This window comes from Mesosutterella multiformis (assembly GCF_003402575.1).
GTDB classification, from domain to species: domain Bacteria; phylum Pseudomonadota; class Gammaproteobacteria; order Burkholderiales; family Burkholderiaceae_F; genus Mesosutterella; species Mesosutterella multiformis.
Genome location: NZ_BGZJ01000002.1, coordinates 58038 through 76926, shown reverse-complemented (window position 1 = coordinate 76926; position 18889 = coordinate 58038). Strand labels below are relative to the sequence as shown.

Below are 18889 nucleotides of genomic sequence, written 5' to 3'. Positions count from 1 at the left end.
ATCGCGGGTTCTTTTTGTCTTCCAGTTTTTACGGTGGAGGACCGCCGCTCAGATTAGCGCTCCGATCAATCGATCGAAATCATCTGCTTCGCGGCCTTTTCTTCCTTCGTGACCTTCGGGATGCAGACAGTCAGGATGCCGTTTTCGTAGGCGGCCTTGCAGTCAGACTGCTTCACGCCTTCACCCACATAGAACGTACGGGCGCAGGAGCCGGAAGAGCGTTCCTGACGGATCAGGTGACCTTCCTTCTTCTCTTCTTCCTTGTGGCTCTTGGAGGCGGAAACCGTAAGATAGCCGTCCTTCAGTTCAGCGGAGATTTCTTCCTTCTTGAAGCCCGGGAGGTCGATCGCGAGCTCATAGCCCTTGTCGGTCTCGCGGATATCAGTCTTCATCAGGCGGTCAGCGTTCTTGCCAAAAACCGTAGTGGAAGGATCCGGGAATTTGAAACCAGAGAACACATCAAACGGATCAAAAATGTTCAGAGGGGATTCATCAAAAATAGTAGGAACATTTGCCATAATTATCACTCCATTATGGCCGTCGTCTGAGCGGTCAACACTTGATTAACAGGGACTTAACCCTGATTTGTATAGGGGGATGAGCGGATGTTTGTACTTCTTTTCATCCCCCTGCAATAAATATTATGGGGGCGGTTTTTATTTTTTCAAGGGGTCAGAAAATTTTTTTATAAGACACGGAAAATTTCTTTCCTGAATCACGGTAAAAGAGAAAAAGGTAACGAAGAAACGACAGAGGCAAAAAAAGCGCGCCGGGGAAAACCGACGCGCTTTATGTTTCCGACGCGCCCTGTCGGGAGCAGGGCACTGCGGATTTTTATTGCCGATTACTTGCCGACGTAAGAGGCGGCGCTGTTACCGGAAATACGGCCGAAGGTGACGATGTCAGCCACAGCGTTGCCGCCGATGCGGTTTCCGCCGTGCACGCCGCCCGTCACTTCGCCAGCCGCGAAGAGACCCGGGATCGGCTTCTTCTGCTTATTCAGCACTTCAGCCTTCGGGTCGATCGTCACGCCGCCCATCGTGTGATGGATGCCGGGGGTGACTTCAGCGACATAGAACGGAGCCTTATCAAGGCGGATCACCATTTCGGGACGGCCAAAGAGATCGTCCTTCTTGTTGTCGTAGGCCTTCCAGTACTGATCAAAGCTCGCCTGGACGACCTTCGGATCAGCGCCGATCATCTTCGCGACGTCAGCCACCGTGTCGCACTTCTTCATGAGACCTTCGGAGACGTAGCTGCGGAGCATCTTGTTCTTCTTGTAGATCGAGTCATCGACCACGAGGTACGCGATGCCGCCCGGCTGCTTAAGCTCATTCGCGGAGACCACGTCGCGGGTCAGCAGTTCGTTTGTGAAGCGCTTGCCGTTCTTATTCAGCAGGAACCCGCCGCGGGCACGCATCGATTCGGAGATCAGAGCGCCGTTCCTCTTGATGACGGTCGGGTGAATCTGAATCTGCTCGATATCGGTGAGCGACGCGCCGACCTGCTGCGCGAGGACGATACCGTCACCGGTCGCGCCCGGGTGGTTGGTCGTGGAGAAGCCCTTCAGTTCAGGACGATACTTTTCCACCATCTTGTGGTTCGCGCCGAAACCGCCGGTGGCAAGCACCACGGCCTTCGCGTTGATCACTTCCTTGCCCTTCGGGGTCTGAACTTCGACGCCGGCGACCTTGCCGTTCTTCATGATGATCTTCGTCACGCGGTTATTGAGACGCATATCGATATGGTCTTTATCCGCGCGTTCACCGAGGACCCGCATCAGTTCAATACCGACCGGAGACCCATCGCACGGTCCATGACCACGGGCCTTCGTCTGACCGCCGCCGCGACCCATGCGGTGGCAGAACTTGGCGCCGAGCGACAGAAGCCACTCTTCAGCGCCCGCGGCGTTCTCGGTCAGCGTCTTCAGAAGCGCCGGGTTATTGAGGTTGTGGCCGCCTTTCATCGTGTCGGCGTAGAAAATGGCAGGCGAATCGTCCGTCACGCCGTCCGCGATCTGCTGCTTCGTGCCGGCCGCGTTCATGCCGCCTTCGGAGCGGTTGGAGTTGCCGCCGAAGTAGGCCATCTTCTCGAGGACGATCACCTTCGCGCCGCGCTCAGTCGCCGTAATGGCGGACGAGAGCCCCGCGCCGCCCGAACCCACGACCACAATATCAGCGGATTCAGCAGCAAAAGCCGGGCTCGCGACCATCATGGAAAGAGCAGCCGCAATCAGAGTTTTTTTCATCTTCTCTCCTGTGTATGTATAGGAACACAACAATGACTATCTTACTTTAGTCATACCGGTTTTTGAAATAATTTTTAACAGTCATTGACGTAAAATCAACAATCAAACGGGATTTGCGTTTCCTGGAACAGAAAATCGCTTTTGGTGGATGAGATTAACCCGAGTAAGAAGGCTTATTTCATCGGGCAAAAGTGTTTTATCGGTTCCGTTTTATTGAGACGTTCCTGTGTACACGGTTATTCCGCGCGCAGTTTCCGAAAATGTACCGGTATCTGTTACGTCCGTATGAATTACTTCAGCCGTTCTTTAAACCCGTACATAACCCGGTTCCGGAGCTCCCTTTGTTTCAGCCTGTAAAAGAGCGGGTTTATCCGTAACCCGCGGACATAAGATTGATGATCTGTGAAACGGGGAAAGACGTATGGAGTTCCGGCTTTCCCCTCAGATACCCCGACGAAAAAAAGGAAAAAGAATGCAGAAGACTCTCTCGCGCCGGAGCGCGATCGCCCTTTCCGCCGCCGCTGCCGCCGCTATCGCGGCCCGCCCCGCGGCTGCCCGTCCGGCTGTTGTCCCCGTGATCTGGGACGGAAAGAAAATGTATGAGACGTTCAAGGCTCAGGGCGCCGGATTCTCCTACCCCGGTCCCGCGGACCGTCCGGTCGCCTATGTGGCGATCGATCCCCAGTGCCCGGACTGCATGAAGTTCACGGAAAACGTGAAGCCGTTGCTCTCAAAGGTCAACGTGATCTTTTTCCCGATCGCGTTCCTGAACATCAACTCCGAACCCCAGGGCAGCACGATCCTCGCGTCGAAGGAACCGTGGAAGAAGTATGACGAGCAGCATGAGCATTTCCGCGACCCCGAGTTCCGCGGTATCCGCTATGACCTCGCGAAGCTCCCGGATGACCTGCGGAACAAGGTCTGGACGAACACGAAGCTGCACCGCCGGGCCGGCTGCCGCGCGGTGCCCTACGGCGTCTTCAAGAATTCGAAGGGCGAATATAAGCCGTTTGACGAGAACCTCTCGACCGAGGAACTCGCCGCGCTCTTTGAAGTGAAGCTCTGATTAATAATCTGAAGCTGAAATAAATGACGGGAGAACTCCTGACCTGAGTTCTCCCGTTTTGTTTTGGGTTCAATCGTCTCAGAGGCCGGTCTTTCCCACATACGCCGCGGACTTCGCGCCGGCGATGAGGCCGAACGTGACAGCGTCTGTCAGCCCATTCCCCGGCATCATGTTGCCGCCCTGAACTCCGGCTGTCACTTCCCCCGCGGCGTAGAGTCCCGGAATCGGGGTGTCACCGGATCCGAGAACCTCAGCCCGGTCATTGATTTTGATTCCCCCAAGTGTCGCGAGAACGCCGGGTTTCACCGCCGCGACGTACCAGGGACCCTGATCAAGCCGAACCCGCATTTCGTAGCGCGCGAAATCCTGATCGAACTTCCGGTCGTACGCCCGGTAGTAACGATTGAGGGTTGACTTCACAGCGGCGGAGTTCGCGCCGATCGCTTTGGCGACCGCGGCGACCGTCCCGCAGCGCTTCATGAGCCCCTGGTCCACGTAGGTTTGAAGGGCTTTATCGGCGTCAAAAATTTCGCTGTCGATCACGAGGTACGCCGAGTGCCCGGACTGCTTCAGGATGTCCTGCGACACGATATCCCGGATCCCGGTTTCGTCCGTAAAGCGCTTCCCTGATTTATTAAGGAGGATTCCGCCCCGCGCCCGCAGGGCTTCCTCGATCGGGACATTCCCCTTCACGCTCACGGTCGGTCGGATCTCGAGCTGATCGAGGTCGAGGAGCGAAGCGCCCGCCGCCCGAGCGATCACGAGCCCGTCCCCTGTCGCGCCCCGGAAACCGACCGGAGCGATCCCTTTAAGAGACGGGTGAACCTGGTTCACGAGCGCCGAGTACGCGGCAAAGCCTCCGGTCGCGAGGACCACGGCTTTCGCTTTGATCTGATAGCGGCCTTTCGGGGTCTGGACCTCGATTCCTGATACTTTTTGGTCCGCGAGGATGAGTTTTGTCGCGCGGGCCTGGGTTCTGAGGTCGACCTGGCTCTGAAGGGCCTTCGCTTTCAGAACCTGGATGAGGCGGGGACCGACCGCGGTTCCGTCGCAGGGCGCCATGAGGCGCGGCCGCTCTTCGCTCCCCACGGGGGTGATCCGGAGGCAGAGTTTGGCGCCAAGGGTTTCGAGCCACGCGAGCGCCGGGGCGGAAGTCACCGTCATCGCGCGGACGAGGGCCGCGTCGTTAATCTGGTGCCCGTACCGGATCGTGTCCGCGGCGAAAAGCGTCGGGGAGTCCCCCGTGATCCGGGCGGCTGCCTGATCAGGAGTCGCGGCAGCATTGAGCCCGAGTTTCGCGAACGCGGTGTTCCCGCCCGCGTCAGTCGTTTTCTCAAGCAGAATCACTTTCGCGCCGCGCGCTGCCGCGCCGATCGAGGCGGAGAGGCCTGCCGCGCCCGCGCCCACCACGACCACATCCGCGGTTTCAGCGGCGAAGGCAGAGGGGGAGCCAAGGGAAAGCGCCAGGGCGGCCGCGAAAACAGTCTCTTTCATGAGCCAATTCCTCAGGACGAAGTGAAAGTTCTTTAAATAATAGCGCCTGAGGGGTGGGGGAAAATTGGGCAAAAAAAACCGCAGCGATCTGAGGAGAGAGAAAGATCGCGTGCGGGTCTAGCAAAACACTACAAAGCACTACTGGAGAAAATTGAGCACCGCATGAAGCGGTTCACGCGGTGCTCACTTCGGAGACCTCCGGGATGGACCTTTGGAGAGAGAGTTGGTCCTCCCGGATTGTTTGAAGCTTTTACTTCGCTATTACTGACCGATGTACTTCAGAGCGGAGTTAGCGGAGATGCAGCCGAAGGTGATGATGTCAGCCACAGCGTTGCCGCCGATACGGTTGCCGCCGTGCACACCGCCCGTCACTTCACCCGCGGCGAAGAGGCCAGGGATCGGCTTCTTCTCGGGGGTCAGGACTTCAGCCTGCGGGTCGATCTTCACGCCGCCCATCGTGTGATGGATGCCGGGGGTGACTTCAGCGACGAAGTACGGAGCCTGGTCCATACGGATCAGCATTTCGGGGCGCCCGAAGAGATCATCCTTCTTGTTATCGAAGGCCTTGTGGTACTGATCGAAGCTCGCCTGGACAACCTTCTCATCCACACCGATCAGCTTCGCGACGTCAGCGATCGTGTCGCACTTCGTCATCAGCTTCTCAGCCGTGTAGTTCTGAGCCATCTTGTTCTTCGAGTAGATGGAGTTGTCGATCACGAGGTAAGCGATTCCGCCCGGCTGCTTCAGTTCGTTAGCGGACACCACGTCGCGCGTCAGGAGCTCATTCGTGAAGCGCTTGCCGTTCTTGTTCAGCAGGAAGCCGCCGCGGGCACGCATCGATTCAGAGATCAGAGCGCCGTTCTTCTTGATAACGGTCGGGTGAATCTGGATCTGCTCGATGTCGGTGAGGCCAGCGCCAACCTGCTGGGCGAGGATGATGCCGTCACCGGTAGCGCCCGGGTGGTTCGTCGTGGAGAAGCCCTTCAGTTCAGGACGATACTTCTCAACCATCTTGTGGTTCGCGCCAAAACCGCCGGTCGCGAGAATCACAGCCTTCGCGTTGATGGTTTCCATTCCCTTCGGAGTCTTCACCTGGACGCCGGACACCTTGCCGTTCTTCATCAGGATCTTCGTCACGCGGTTATTGAGACGCATGTCGATATGATCCTTATCCGCGCGTTCGCCAAGCACACGCATAATTTCGATACCGACCGGCGAACCATCGCAAGGACCATGACCGCGGGCACGGGTCTGGCCGCCGCCGCGACCCATACGATGGCAGAAGTGAGCGCCGAGGTCGAGGAGCCATTCTTCAGCGGAGGCAGCGTTTTCCGTCAGAGCCTTGACGAGCGCCGGGTCATTCAGACCGTGGCCGCCGCGGATCGTATCAGCGGCGAAGCGTTCCGGCGTGTCGTCCGTGATGCCGTGAGCCTTCTGCTGCTTCGTGCCGGCGGCGTTCATTTCACCTTCGGAGCGGTTGGAGTTGCCGCCGAAGTAGGCCATCTTCTCAAGCACGATAACCTTGGCGCCCTTTTCGGTCGCGGTGATGGCGGAGGACAGGCCAGCGCCGCCCGAACCGATAATGACGATGTCGGTGGATTCAGCGGCGAACGCGGGGGTCGCCATCATGACGGCAAGCATGCTTGCCAGAATGGTCTTTTTCATTTTCTCTCCCAGAGATTTGAGTTCATAGACGGTTAAAAAAGTTCGTATGGATTAGTTCGTCCGTCTATGTAGAACGGATTATTCCGGAAAAAATAGGGTATTTCTGTGATAAAAGTCACGGTAATTTTTCGTGATACGGGACATAACGGACAAAACCGCCCCGGGAACTGCCTGAAAATGCGGGGTCACGGGCCGGTTTATCAAGGAAAACCCGAACAGGTGTTTTTTATTGGCAAACGGGGGAAAACCGCGGGACAGATTCCCTTTAGGCCGGAAGCGGGGGGATCGGTAGCGGTTTGTTTGCCTCATTCGGAATTCGCCTCAAAGCCCCATGGGTTCGGGGTTTCCAAGAAAAATCAAAGCGGAAAAGAACGTTTCATAAATCATTTAGTTACTTTCGCTATATCCGATAGATAACACGGTTATTTCTGTAGACCGGACGCGAATCCGGGCGTTAATATCGACGTATCTGAAATAAGAACCGCGGGGTCTCTTCCGAGGAGCCGCGGTCTCTGAAGGACTGAGTGATGATCGAGATATCGCGCAGAAAACTATTGGCGGCCGGGGCCGCGGGTGCCGCGGCGGCGGGCGCAGCGGAAGCGCTTCCGACCCGGCCCTGGATCCGCTATCAGGCGGAACGGGCCACCGCGAACGCGAGGGCCCGGTGGCGTGCGGATATGATCCGCGAAACCTATCGGATGGTGTGGGTCGCGCCGGATTGGAACGCGAAGGAGATGTTCGAGGCGTTTATCGGGCCGGATGGAATCCCGACTCACGGCGCGGCCTGCGTGACGTACCCGGGAGACCCGGGGAGACGGATGGCGTTTGTCGCGATCGATACGCAGGACCCGAACTCGATCACCATGCTGCGGACCTTCAAAAAGCTTTCGCACCTCATCGACTTTCATATCTTTCCGCTCGCTTTCCTCGGCCCCGTGTCCGAGTTTCAGGGGGCGACAATCCTCGGAGCGCCGAACCGGGCGCTCGCGATGGACGATCAGATCACGCTCTTCAGCCAGAAAGGCTCGAACGGCATTGAGTACGACGTGAGCCGGATCTCGGAAGATTCCGAACGGAAAATCTGGGCGAACACGAACCTCTTCCGGGCGACCCGCGGCGTTGATGTGCCCTTTGGGGTCTATCTCGGGATGGATGGGGGATACCGCCCCTTCAATAACCAGCCGGACTGGGATCACTATCTCGCGCTCTTCGATCTCGTGAAGGCGAAGTAGGAGGGGACGGAAGATGATGGAAGAAAAGAAACAGGAAGAGCGAGGTGTTTCCCGCCGGATGGCGGCCGGGACGGTCCTCGCCGCGGCGGCGGGCCTCGTGATCGCGAAAGACGCGGCCGCGAGCCAGCTCGCGACCGGGTCGTCTGTGGTGCCTTACGCCGAACTGATTGACGGGGCGCTGGAATCCGCCTCCTGGGCAGAGGCGCATACCCGGGCGGATCCCCACTACGCGATCCTGAAGAAAGTGATGATCCCGTTTGGCTGGAACGGGAAAAAGATGATCGACGCGTTTTCGGGCCAGGTCCCGATGCTGCAGCAGGGGTCGCGGGGGTTCTCGTACCCGGGACCCGAAGGGCGGCCCGTGGCGTACTTCGTCTTTGACACGCAGGGCGAGAACTCTATTCGGATGATCGAGCGGCTGAAGCCGCTGCTTCACGACATCGATATCCACTTCTACCCGGTCGCGTACCTCAACTGGCGCTCCGGCCCTCAGGGGGCGCAGATACTCGGGGCGGCGGAACCGTGGCGGGCGCTCGACCGCCACATCGTCAGCTTCAGTGATCCGGAGACCCGAGGTCTCCCCGTGAACCGGACTGGGGAACGCCCCGCGATGGAATCCGCGGTCTGGGCGAACGGGAAGGTGTACCGGGAGGTCGGAGGCCGCGACGTTCCGTTCGGCGTCTTTAAGAGCGGCCCGAACCGCTATGTGCCGTTTGACGGGTCGCTTACGGAGGAAGATCTCCGGACGGTTCTCCGGAAGGGTGATAGCCCCTACTACTCGCCGCGGAAATAAGGATTGGGGGACGCTATGACGAAACGCTATTCACGCCGGGACGCGCTCCTCACCGGAGCCGCGCTCCTCACGCTGCCAGCCGCTTCCCGGGCTTTCACTTTTGGCGAAAGAGATCAGTGGGAGGATTATGCGGGTCTCAGCTCCCGCGCGTCTTCGTACTCCGGTATGAGCGGCACTGCCGGGGGGTTCGAGTATCCAGGCGGCTCGGGGCGCAGGAACGCCTACGTCTTTTTTGACCCGCAGGATCCGGTGAGTATCCGGCTCTGCCGCCACGTGAGACCGTATGTCGGAATCGTGGATGTCATTTTTTTCCCCATCGCGGCCCTTGGAGAGGAATCCCAGCGTCAGGCTGAAACGATCATGCTGAGCCATCCGCAGTGGCGGGCGATGGATGAGCACCTGAGTCTCTTCGATGATGAGAAGCGGGGCGGGATCGGCGTAAAGAATGATCTCTTCCGGAACGCGGATATAAACAAACTCGATTTCGTTCATCGGTATATCAAAGCGAATACGGAGCCATTCACTCGGGCGAATGACCCTTATACCTATCCCTATGCCTTCTTTCTCCCGGGTGACATCGGTGAACTCCGGACCTTTACCGTCAAGGAAACACCGGCGGAACTCGACCGCCTTTTCGGCGTAGCGCGGGAGTCGTTCTACGGTCCCGATAAGTAATCCGGGAACGAATGGAGGAGGGGACGCGAAAGACGGGATTCAACAAAAAGGTTAATATTACGTCCGAAAATTAATCTAATTGTTATCAGGCAGCACCCGCTCATGAATGACACGCTTCTCCGTATCGCGCTCCTCCTCATCGATACGATCATTCCGATTTCGCTCGGCTACATTCTTCATAAAAAAGGCATCGTCACCCAGGAAGGGACGAAAAAGGTCATCACGTTTAATGTCCGCGTGGTCTTTACGGTTCTCGCGGTGATCTCGTTCTGGAGCCTTCATATCGGTCCCGCGATCTTCTGGGTGCCGGTGATCGCGCTCGTGATCACGTTCCTCCCGTACTTCATCATGATGGCGGCGACGAAGAAGAACCCCGATCCCCGGGAGCGGGGGGCGCTGGTGACAGCCGGCATGCTCGGGAACACAGGGACGCTCGGGGGTCTTGTCTGCTATCTGCTTCTCGGCCCCGCCGCGTTCGCATACGTGCAGATCGTCGCCGTGATCCAGAACGTGCTTCTCATCACGTTTAACTTCCCGGTCGCGCAGAAGTTCCACGATATGGCGGTGGCGGGGGAAGGCAAAGCGCCGATGAAGAAGCGCTCGTTCGCTGAACTCTTCTTCACCTGGAATCAGGTCGCGCTGATCGGGATGATCGTGGGGGCGGGGCTGTCGCTCGCGCACGTGCCGCAGCCCGAATGGCTTCAGATGGTGTTTAAGCCGCTCGTTCATATTTCGGCCTGGATCGCGTTCCTCCCGGTGGGGCTGCTGCTCGACTTTGAGGCGGCCCGCCGCGAGATGCCGAAGACGCTGTGGCTCATGCCCCTTAAATTCATCCTGATGCCGCTTGTCGTCTGGGCGCTCTGCGCCGCGGTCGTGACGAACCCCGTGATGGCGGCAACGCTCATCATCGTCTCCTCCTGCCCGACGGCCATTAATTCGGTGCTCACGTGCGCGCTCTATGGGCTCAAAACCAACATCGCGGTTTCGTCCTTCATGACAAGCACCACGGTTTTCGCGCTCGTCATGTGCCCGATCTACTTCTTCCTCTTCCGGTAAAAACCGGTTCCGGTTTTTGCCGCTCTGAACTCCTGAAACACTGGGTTACCTTGACCCGGTGTTTCTTTTTTGCCTTTCCGGTATAAATCGTCAGTCGCGGACCGAAGTGAAGGTCTGTATTTATTTTTCTGGAGGTCTTCAATGAAGATCCATCCGTCTGCCGTGGCGATCACCGCGGCGCTTATTGTTGCCTCCGTGCTTCTCGCGCCGTCGCGCGCTCACGCCTGCACGCTCTACGCCGCGGCGGGGACGGCGGTCGATGACGGCGGCGTCATGATTTCAAAAGTCCGGGACTGGCGTCCGAGCGAGGAGACGTTTGTCCGGGTGACCCCGAAATCGGGCGAAGGGTACGCCTACGTCGGACTCGCGACCGGGAAGTACCAGAACTTCAACATGGGCGTGAATGAGAAGGGGCTCGCGCTCGGGCTCTCCACCGCGGGCTCGATCCCGAAGAAAGAGCGCCTCGCGATGCCGCATTTCAGGTCGAAGGACGGCTTCACGTCTCCCGCGTACCTGCTCCGGCACTGCGCGACCGTGGAAGAGGCGATACGAGCGACTGAAGCGTACGTCGAACCCGTGAACTTTATCCTCGCGGATAAAACTGAAGCCGCGGTGATCGAGGTGATGCCAGGCGGCAAGCGCACCGTGAAGCGGATTCAGACCGGCACGATTGCCCACACGAATCACTATATCGAGCCCGAGTCCGAAGCCTTTAACCAGAAGATCGGGAAGAGCTCGGAAGTACGGCTCGCGAGGATCCAGGCGCTGCTCGCGGACTCCACCGCTAATGGAAAGACCCTCACGTTTGACGAATTCAAGACTCTCGGTCACGACCGGAACGCCGGACCCGATCACAGCATCTGGCGCACGGGAAGCGAGCCCGACGGCACTCAGACCGTCGCCTATATGGCGGTGAAGTTCCCGAAGGCGGGCGGATCCCCGATCCTGCACCTTGAGTGGCGCGCGAAGGCGGACGACCCCGCGTCGCTCCAGGTGATCGAGGAACCGGTGACGTTTAACCATTAACCCGGTTCCGCGTCTTAATCGAAACCCGAGGCACACCGCCCCGGGTTTTTTATTGGCCGAAAGAAAGGACCCGTAAACGGAACCCAGCCAGCCGGGCGTCTTCAAATGGTGCAGCGTCTGCCGTACCCAGTTCGGATGGATTTTTATTTAATAGTTGCTGATAGAAATAAGGGAAAAACTCATAGCAGCTAATAGTTCCTGATACTCCCTATGCGCTTCTATCAGAAGCTATGAGAAAACCGCTGTAACGGATACCGTACCCGAAGATGGCGGGAGAGGGTGCTCACTGAGAGAGCGGGAGGTGTTTTTCCGTGTTCTGGAAGCGGGAAAAGGGTCGGGGGGAGAGCAGATCAGAAACGCCCCCGGTGATGCCCTGAAAACTCATAGTTTCTAATAGGATTTATCAGTTGCTATCAGCAACTATCAGGAACTATGAGAAAAGGGATAACGGAAACCGTACCCGGAAGAGCGAGGATCGTTCCGTTGATTTCTCTTTCACGGTTTCTCGTGTAGAGTCGAAGAGAGTGACGTTTCTCTTTCCTTTCCATTCACCATGATCCGGAAACTCTGTGCCGCGGTTCTCTGTGTCGCCGTGATCGGGACCTCGGGGGCTGACCCCGTGCTCCCGAAGGCACCGCCTGTGCGTCTTGCTGTGGTGAATAGCTATGGAGAGGCGCTCTCGGTCCGCTACTTCTCGGCGACCGTCGACGCGATCGCGCGGGCGGTGGAGCCGCGGCAGCTCCTGATCCATGAGTACGATCCGCCATCGTTCCTCAAAGCCGCGAAAACGAACGCCTTCGATATCTCGATCGCGTCGAGCGGCCTGAGTTCCCTCATGCTCGAAAGGACGAACGGCTCAGCGCTTCTTACCCTTACGTCGTTCCGGGCCAAAGACCCGAATCACGCGAACGGCGCCGCGGTCGTCGTGCGGGGAGACCGGACGGACCTTCAGACAAAGGGCGATCTTGCGGGGAAGGATCTCGCGGTCGTCGGACGTCAGGCGTTCGCCGGGTGGCAGGTGCCGGCGGGGGACATGATCCGTCAGGGGCTCGACCCCGAGCATTACTTCGGGTCGGTGACGGAAGTCGGCATGCCGATGACGAATGTATTGGATGCCGTCAAGTCAGGGAAGGCGGACGGGGGTTTCGTGATCACGTGTCTCCTTGAGGAGCTCGAATCCGAAGGGAAGGTGAAGCCAGGCGACTTCCGGGTGATCGGGGAGCGGAAAGGGGACAGCGGTTTCCGCTGCCGCCACTCCACGATGCTTTACCCGGGCTGGTTCCTCTCCGTGAAACCGAGTCTTGGGTCCGCGGACGCGAGACGCGTCTTAAAGGCGCTTCTCGATCTCCCGCCATCCGGCCGCTCCGGTCTCTACTGGACCGTCGCGAGTGACCGGAAAACGATGCGGGATCTCTTTACGCTCATGAATCTTGAGCCCGAGCCCCGGGGGATCCGGTGGGCGCTCCGCGAATACTGGCAGTACGTGTTTGGGGCCGCGATTCTTCTTGTGATCCTGATCCTCTATTCGTCCGTCATTACCGGGATGACGCGGAAACGCACGGTCGCCCTCATGAAGTCAGAGGAAGACCGGCTGCGGGCGGAGCTCGAACTCAAGAAGCAATCCGAAAAGATCGGGTCACTTGAAAAAGTGCGGGCGGTTGGATTGATCTCCAGCATGCTCGCGCATGAATTGAAGCAGCCGCTCGCGGTCATCATGAATTACGCGCAGGGGCTTGAGATGCGGCTTTCCCGCGGGACGATGAAAGAAGAGGCGCTCCGGCATTCGCTTTCCGAAATCGAGAAGGCGGGCGAAGAAGCGGACGCGATCGTGGACCGGGTGCGGAACTTCGTGAAGGGGAAGGAGAGCGCGCACGTGCCGCTAGATCTCACGTCCGAAGTGAACCGGACAGTCGAGACCTTCAGACGGCACACGGATTCTCCTATAACGGTTACCGTACCCTGGAGCCCGACCCTCATCGTCTGCGGGGACCCCGTGGAACTCGGGATCATCTTCATGAATCTCCTCCGGAACGCGGAGACCGCGACGTCGAAAAACGACCCGGGGCACCCGCCCCGGATCACGATCACGATGCGGCGGGAAGGGGAGAGGGCGGTCGCGGAGGTGGCGGATAACGGGCCGAGGCTCACGGATGAAGCGTTTTCGCGGCTCTCGGAACTCGGGAAATCAACCCGGAAGGAAGGTCTCGGTCTCGGGCTTGGGATCACGAAGGAACTCGCGGAGGGGCTCGGAGGCTCGATCAAATTCGAGCGCCGCTCTGAGCGAGGCCTTACGGTAACGGTTACCGTACCGCTTTGCCCCGAGGACAAGGTGAAAGCCTATTGGAGTGAACAGAAAACGAAGAACGCGTAAGAATTAAGACACCGGGCACGCTCGCCCCCGACAGTTTCCCACCCGGCTCCGGCCTCCCCCGAAGAGGCACGAGAAGCCAAAAAACACAAAAGGAAACCGCCGGACGCGCCCGCGTTGGAATCAAAGGAGAAGCAAGGCATGGCTGATATGCGAGAGGAGGCGGCGATCCGCGTCGTGGATGACGAGGCGTCGGTACGCCACTCCTGGGAATTTATTCTGGAAAGCGCCGGGTGGACCGTGCGGTCCTACGCGAGCGCGGAGGCGTTTCTGAAGCTTGACGACCCGCATATTCCGGGGTGCGTCGTGCTCGACGTGCAGATGCCGGGAATGAGCGGGATTGAATTGATGCGGGAACTCGCGTCCCGCAGTAACCGCCTCCCCGTGATCTTCGCGACCGCGCATGGCGACATCGATATGGCGGTGCAGGCGCTGAAAGACGGGGCGTCGGACTTCCTTCCGAAGCCCGTGAAAGCCGACCGTCTGATCGCGGCGATTGAGAAAGCGGTGAAGGCGGATCTCGAGCGCCGGAAGGCGGAGGACGGGATCGCTGCGGCCCGGACGCTCTGGGACACACTGACGCCCCGCGAAAAAGAAGTGGCGAAGGGCGTTGCCGCGGGCGACCTCAATAAGCAGGTCGCGGACCGCCTCGGAATTACGGAGAAGACCGTCCAGGCGCACCGGAGCTCGCTCCTCCGGAAGCTCGGGCTCCGGGGGAGCGCTGAACTCGCGTCTTTCCTCATTTCAATCGGGGAACGCTGAACCGCGTTTCCGCTTTGTTCCTTTCAAAAAATCCATCCCCTAAAGGCGATACCTTTCAGGGGGTTATCTTTTCGTATTATAAGAAACCCCCTGATACTACCCCCGGCATTCCTCCAATACGGTGTCGGGACGAATATCGGATTTATCTGTTTTTAAAAGAAAAATATCATCTAAACGTGAGGTCTGAGGTGAGACCGGAGAGGCACGGCCCCGATATAAAAAAGCTTGCCGGCACTTGAAGGCTCCTTCGAAAGACCTATTTCGGGAGATATTGGAGATGGAAACCAGAACTGAAAGGAGAACCGGGGTCGGTCTGTCCCGGCGAACGCTGCTCGCGGGTACGGCAGCCGCTGCCGGCGCGTCCGCGATTTCATGGAAAGTGATCGCGGAGCAGATTGAAACCCTGAAGAAAGAAGGGTGGGAAGCAAACCCCGTCGCCTGCAAGGTTTGCGGCGGCGGATGCGGTCTCATCATCATGAAGAAGACGGGCGTGAAGCCGAGTCTCGCGACGGTGCGCGTGTTCCCGAATCCGACGCATCCGCAGCGCGGCATGTGCGGGCGCGCGTCTCAGGCCGCGATGCTCTGGGCAAGCCCCTACCGGCTGAAGAAGCCGCTGAAGCGGGTCGGCGCCCGGGGCGAAGGAAAGTTTAAGGAAGTCTCGTGGGACGAGGCGCTCGACGGGATCGCGAAGCAATTGAAGCCGATCGTCGAGAAGTATGGCGAATCCTCCGTCGTCTACACGAGCCACACGCTCTCCGGCATTCAGAAGTGGGCGTCCTTTACGCTTGGGACGATCAATCAGATCGGGCACGAGGCAACCTGCAACACAGCGGGGAACGCCGGCCGGATTCTCGCGTTCGGAAAGAAGTATCAGGGAAAGAATAAGATCGACCCGGATTACGATCACGCGTCCGTGATCATGCTCGTCGGCCGCTCGATCAACTGCCCGATGGGGGTCGCGCACCGGCTCGTGGAAGCGAAGGACCGAGGCGCGAAGGTGATCTTCGTGAACCCCTGGCAGCCTGATCCCGCACTCGGAACCGCGGACTGGATCCCGGTGGTGCCGGGGACGGATGGCGCTCTCATTTTCTCGATGCTCCAGGTGATGATCCGGGAGAAGCTTTACGACGCCGAGTTCCTCGCGCGGCAGACGAACGCCGCGTACCTCGTGAGCTCGGACGACGGTCACCCGATCACGAAGGCCGAATTGACTGGCACGGACTCGGACGCCGATAAGGCGCTCTACGCGATGAGGACGAAGGCAGGGACGGTCGTCTTCCGCGGCGTGAAAACCGAGAAGGTGACGGATCCCGCGACGGGGAAGGAAAAGGAGGTTCAGTCCTTTATTGAGAACGCCTCAGACGTCCCGGAACTTGAGTGGAAGGGTGAGCTGAAGACGAAGGCTGGAGCCGTGATCCCCGTGAAGACCGTTTTCACGGCGTACGCGGAAGAGGCATCGAAATACGAACCCGCGGCCGCAGCGAAGATCACCGGCATTGCCGCGGACCGCATTGTCCGTCTCGCCCGCCTCATGGCGACGAAGAAGGGGGTCTTTGAGGACAACTGGTACTCGAGCCGGAACGGCAACGATGTCGAACTCTGCCACCTCCTCTGCGCCGCGAACGCTTTTATCGGAAACGTCGATCAGCAGGGCGGTCTCTGTGTGGAAGAGGGGTCCGGACTCACCTCCTCCGCGATCAAGTTTGACGGGAAGACGAAGACCTGCACCGCGCCTAACGGCACTACGTGGGAAATCACGAACACCCTTCGCGCGGACCACGCTTACTTCCCCGAGGCTCCGGGGTCGTTCTTCGCGCTGCAGAAGGAACTCGAAGAAGAGAAGCCTTACCCCGTGAAGGCGCTCTTTGTGACCGCGTCGAATCTGCTTCAGCGTGAGGCGAACACCGACCGCATGAGAAAGATGCTGATGAAGTTCGATCTCGTCGTGGTGCAGGACGTGATGCCGCAGGAAACGTGTGACTACGCGGACTATGTCCTCCCCGCCACGATGTTCCTCGAAAAGGGCGGCGTGACTGGGATTGAATTCGCGCGCGAGATGGGGGGCGCTATTCAGCGTAACGCCCCGGGGCTTCCGATTCCGGACGGGAATGAGTCCCGTGACGACCTCTTCCCGCTGCTCGAAGTCATCCGCCGCGCGTGGCCTGAACGCGCCGCGCGGCTTGGATACACGAAAGAATGCAAGACGAATGCCGATTTCCGGAAGTGGAATAAGACATTGTCAGAAGGCTACGGGCTCCCGAAACTGATGGCGGATCTCGAAGCGAAGGATCCGGAGAAGGCGAAGGCCGTGAAGGAGTCGCTTGACGCGAACGGGTGGGCGCTCGTGAAACCGAAGGCCTACGGGACCTATCCCTACAAGAAGCCCTTCGACACGCCGACCGGGAAGATGGAGATTTACGCGTTCTGGCCGTACCTCAAAGCGAACCGGAAGGGTGTCCCCGGGCTCCCCGCCTGGGAACCCGTGAAGGCGTACACGCTCCCCTCGAAGCCGAACGAGTTCTACATGGTGTCCGGCAAGAACCTCCAGGGGAACTCGGGTCTCGGGATGTTCGGCCCAGGGTCGCACGCGAATTCGGAACGCCGCGCCGTGATGAATCCGGATGACGCCTCGCGTCTCGGAGTGAAAGAAAACGCGCTGCTCGAGATCCGCGCGATCGATACGGGGTTTACCGAGAAGTCCCGCGTGCATCTCTCCTACCGCATCAAGCAGGGGTGCCTCCACATGCCGGGGTTCTCAGGCGGCACACGATCGAAACTCTTACGCGCCATGAGCCCCGAGACCGCGGACTGGATGGAAGAGGGTGTGAATCCCAACTGGTTCGCGACCGGTTATGCGAGTCCCGTCTTCGGGCCGCTCGCGAATAACGGGTCCGTCTCGGTGAAGGTCCTTTCTGACTAGAGGAGCGCGAAAAATGACTGAAATGAAACCGAAGAAGCAGCTCGCGCATCTCTTCAACGCGACGCGCTGCATTGGGTGCACGGCCTGCATGAATGCCTGTGCGCAGACGAATTACGGCGATGTGATGGCGTCCGGAAAGCCGATCCACGGCCGCGTGATGCCGGGGAACATCCAGAAGATCGTGATGGACGGAAACCGCCGTCCGTTCCAGATCATGAGCCAGTGCCAGCAGTGCACGGACGCGCCCTGCATCAAGGCGTGTCCGTTCGGCGCGAATTACCGGGATCCGGAAACGGGCCAGGTGAAGATCGACCCGAAGCGCTGCATGGGCTGCAACTACTGCATTACGGCGTGCCCGTATGACGCTCGGTGGAGCAATCCGCTGACAGGCCTCCCTGAGAAGTGCATGGGGGAGGGGTGCCAGAAACTCGTGGCGGAAGGGAAGGACCCGGCGTGCGTCGCCGCGTGCCCCACGAACGCCCGCGTGTTCGGCGACATCCTGGATCCGGAAAGCGCGATTTCGCGCGAGATCGCTTCCAGCCGTACCGTGAAGCTCCTTGAGGAAAAAGGCACGCTTCCTAACTTCTTTGTCGAGGTGGCGAAATGACAGACGCAGGTTTTCTCTCGCTTACGCCGCAGCTCGCGGCGGCACACTGGGGATGGACGATCGCGTTCTTCCTCTGGTTCATCGGTCTCTCCGGGATGCTGATGGCGCTTTTCTACTTCGTGCGGGATAAACGGATCGCGCTCGTCTCTTTCATCGCGTCGATCCTTGGCTGCGTCTTTGTGCTCTCGCACCTCGCGCGCCTCACGAATCTCCCGTTCGCGGCGTTTAACGCGTTGATCAGCGGAAGCCTCAACTTCGGCTCCTGGATGCTGATCGGTATCTGCCTCTTAGGCGTGCAGGCGGTGCTGACGCTCGTTGCCACCGCGGTGCTCTACGGGAAAGTGAAGCCCGATTGGGCTCCGATCTTTACGGAACGGAAGGCGGTCCCGGTGCTGCTTGCCGTGGTCGGTGTCGCGGTCACGGTGTACTCCGGGTTCCTGCTGACACAGGCGTCCGGCGTCACCTTCTGGCACACGGCGCTGATCCCGATCCTCTGGGTGCTTTCGGGTCTCGGCTGCGCGCTCGCGGTCTGGGAGTTCCTCGGGTTCCGGGATAAGAAGGCGCTTCCGGGCACGGCCCGGACGGCCGGCATCGTGATCGAGGTCTCGGAGCTTCTCGCGCTCTTCGCGCTCCTGCAGGTCGCGGCGAGTTTCTCGACCCCAGGCGCTAAGGCCGGTGCTATGAGCCTGATTTCCGGTGACTGGGCCGCGATGTTCTGGATCGGCGCTGTGGCAGCCGGCATCCTCCTCCCGCTCGCGATCCGGGTGTTTGGGGAAAAGGCGCGGTTCGCGGCTCCGCTCTGCGCGGTTCTCGCGCTCGCGGGCGCCCTTTGCATCCGGGCGTCGGTGCTCTTTGCCGGATACTTTGATCCGCTCGTCTAATGGTGTTTCCCCGGCGGCGTTGGGGGACAGGGCCGCCGGGGTTTTTTAACGATTCACTGATTGATTGACCTATCCTTTGCTTGACTTGAAGGGCCC

Annotated in this window: 15 protein-coding genes; 11 read left to right on the top strand and 4 right to left on the bottom strand. The window is 59.3% G+C overall.

The genetic code is table 11. The features are described 5' to 3' along the window. Positions 1–65: 65 nt before the first annotated feature. Both M4NBBH2_RS09090 and M4NBBH2_RS09085 read right to left on the bottom strand, forming a co-directional pair. Positions 66–518: an Hsp20/alpha crystallin family protein gene (locus M4NBBH2_RS09090; RefSeq protein WP_116270686.1), complete on the bottom strand. Its 453-nt coding sequence runs from the start codon at positions 516–518 to the stop codon at positions 66–68. Between the two features lie 326 nt (positions 519–844). Continuing rightward, positions 845–2248, bottom strand: coding sequence for an FAD-dependent oxidoreductase (locus M4NBBH2_RS09085; protein WP_116270685.1), 1404 nt, complete (start codon positions 2246–2248; stop codon positions 845–847). 472 nt (positions 2249–2720) lie between these two features. Here M4NBBH2_RS09085 and M4NBBH2_RS09080 point away from each other — a divergent pair, with 472 nt between their 5' ends. Further along, on the top strand, positions 2721–3314 hold the full coding sequence (locus M4NBBH2_RS09080) for a thioredoxin fold domain-containing protein (protein WP_116270684.1): 594 nt from the start codon (positions 2721–2723) through the stop codon (positions 3312–3314). Positions 3315–3392: 78 nt separating this feature from the next. Here the strand turns inward: M4NBBH2_RS09080 and M4NBBH2_RS09075 are convergent, their stop codons facing one another. Beyond that, positions 3393–4808 carry an FAD-dependent oxidoreductase gene (locus M4NBBH2_RS09075; protein ID WP_116270683.1) on the bottom strand — a complete coding sequence of 472 codons (1416 nt, stop codon included), beginning with the start codon at positions 4806–4808 and terminating at the stop codon, positions 3393–3395. 261 nt (positions 4809–5069) lie between these two features. Further along, positions 5070–6473, bottom strand: a complete 1404-nt coding sequence (locus M4NBBH2_RS09070) for an FAD-dependent oxidoreductase (protein ID WP_116270682.1) — start codon at positions 6471–6473, stop codon at positions 5070–5072. A 527-nt stretch (positions 6474–7000) separates the two neighbouring features. Here M4NBBH2_RS09070 and M4NBBH2_RS09065 point away from each other — a divergent pair. From M4NBBH2_RS09065 to nrfD, 10 genes are all read left to right on the top strand, one after another. Further along, positions 7001–7705: a hypothetical protein gene (locus M4NBBH2_RS09065; RefSeq protein ID WP_125064662.1), complete on the top strand. Its 705-nt coding sequence runs from the start codon at positions 7001–7003 to the stop codon at positions 7703–7705. A gap of 13 nt (positions 7706–7718) precedes the next feature. After that, positions 7719–8498, top strand: coding sequence for a hypothetical protein (locus M4NBBH2_RS09060; RefSeq protein ID WP_116270680.1), 780 nt, complete (start codon positions 7719–7721; stop codon positions 8496–8498). Positions 8499–8513: 15 nt separating this feature from the next. Then, positions 8514–9173: a thioredoxin domain-containing protein gene (locus tag M4NBBH2_RS09055; RefSeq protein ID WP_116270679.1), complete on the top strand. Its 660-nt coding sequence runs from the start codon at positions 8514–8516 to the stop codon at positions 9171–9173. 102 nt (positions 9174–9275) lie between these two features. Beyond that, entirely contained in the window at positions 9276–10229 is a 954-nt protein-coding gene (locus M4NBBH2_RS09050; protein WP_116270678.1) for an AEC family transporter, read from the top strand. A gap of 141 nt (positions 10230–10370) precedes the next feature. Next, the gene (locus tag M4NBBH2_RS09045) at positions 10371–11255 is read left to right on the top strand and encodes a C45 family autoproteolytic acyltransferase/hydrolase (protein ID WP_116270677.1); all 885 of its coding nucleotides are present in this window, start codon (positions 10371–10373) and stop codon (positions 11253–11255) included. A gap of 553 nt (positions 11256–11808) precedes the next feature. Then, on the top strand, positions 11809–13626 hold the full coding sequence (locus M4NBBH2_RS09040) for a sensor histidine kinase (RefSeq protein WP_116270676.1): 1818 nt from the start codon (positions 11809–11811) through the stop codon (positions 13624–13626). Positions 13627–13764: 138 nt separating this feature from the next. Continuing rightward, the gene (locus M4NBBH2_RS09035) at positions 13765–14385 is read left to right on the top strand and encodes a response regulator transcription factor (RefSeq protein WP_116270675.1); all 621 of its coding nucleotides are present in this window, start codon (positions 13765–13767) and stop codon (positions 14383–14385) included. Between the two features lie 277 nt (positions 14386–14662). After that, a complete protein-coding gene (locus tag M4NBBH2_RS09030; RefSeq protein ID WP_116270674.1) occupies positions 14663–17305 on the top strand; it encodes a molybdopterin-containing oxidoreductase family protein in 2643 nt (880 codons plus the stop codon). 13 nt (positions 17306–17318) lie between these two features. Continuing rightward, positions 17319–17912, top strand: coding sequence for a 4Fe-4S dicluster domain-containing protein (locus M4NBBH2_RS09025; protein WP_022444041.1), 594 nt, complete (start codon positions 17319–17321; stop codon positions 17910–17912). After that, positions 17909–18793, top strand: a complete 885-nt coding sequence (gene nrfD, locus M4NBBH2_RS09020; RefSeq protein ID WP_116270673.1) for an NrfD/PsrC family molybdoenzyme membrane anchor subunit — start codon at positions 17909–17911, stop codon at positions 18791–18793. Before M4NBBH2_RS09025 ends, nrfD begins: the two co-directional genes overlap by 4 nt. The last annotated feature ends 96 nt before the right edge of the window (positions 18794–18889 follow it).

Coding starts and splice junctions, on each gene's coding strand:
- M4NBBH2_RS09090 (WP_116270686.1), bottom strand. CDS start 518: ATGGCAAATGTTCCTACTATTTTTGATGAATCCCCTCTGAACATTTTT.
- M4NBBH2_RS09085 (WP_116270685.1), bottom strand. CDS start 2,248: ATGAAAAAAACTCTGATTGCGGCTGCTCTTTCCATGATGGTCGCGAGC.
- M4NBBH2_RS09080 (WP_116270684.1), top strand. CDS start 2,721: ATGCAGAAGACTCTCTCGCGCCGGAGCGCGATCGCCCTTTCCGCCGCC.
- M4NBBH2_RS09075 (WP_116270683.1), bottom strand. CDS start 4,808: ATGAAAGAGACTGTTTTCGCGGCCGCCCTGGCGCTTTCCCTTGGCTCC.
- M4NBBH2_RS09070 (WP_116270682.1), bottom strand. CDS start 6,473: ATGAAAAAGACCATTCTGGCAAGCATGCTTGCCGTCATGATGGCGACC.
- M4NBBH2_RS09065 (WP_125064662.1), top strand. CDS start 7,001: ATGATCGAGATATCGCGCAGAAAACTATTGGCGGCCGGGGCCGCGGGT.
- M4NBBH2_RS09060 (WP_116270680.1), top strand. CDS start 7,719: ATGATGGAAGAAAAGAAACAGGAAGAGCGAGGTGTTTCCCGCCGGATG.
- M4NBBH2_RS09055 (WP_116270679.1), top strand. CDS start 8,514: ATGACGAAACGCTATTCACGCCGGGACGCGCTCCTCACCGGAGCCGCG.
- M4NBBH2_RS09050 (WP_116270678.1), top strand. CDS start 9,276: ATGAATGACACGCTTCTCCGTATCGCGCTCCTCCTCATCGATACGATC.
- M4NBBH2_RS09045 (WP_116270677.1), top strand. CDS start 10,371: ATGAAGATCCATCCGTCTGCCGTGGCGATCACCGCGGCGCTTATTGTT.
- M4NBBH2_RS09040 (WP_116270676.1), top strand. CDS start 11,809: ATGATCCGGAAACTCTGTGCCGCGGTTCTCTGTGTCGCCGTGATCGGG.
- M4NBBH2_RS09035 (WP_116270675.1), top strand. CDS start 13,765: ATGGCTGATATGCGAGAGGAGGCGGCGATCCGCGTCGTGGATGACGAG.
- M4NBBH2_RS09030 (WP_116270674.1), top strand. CDS start 14,663: ATGGAAACCAGAACTGAAAGGAGAACCGGGGTCGGTCTGTCCCGGCGA.
- M4NBBH2_RS09025 (WP_022444041.1), top strand. CDS start 17,319: ATGACTGAAATGAAACCGAAGAAGCAGCTCGCGCATCTCTTCAACGCG.
- nrfD (WP_116270673.1), top strand. CDS start 17,909: ATGACAGACGCAGGTTTTCTCTCGCTTACGCCGCAGCTCGCGGCGGCA.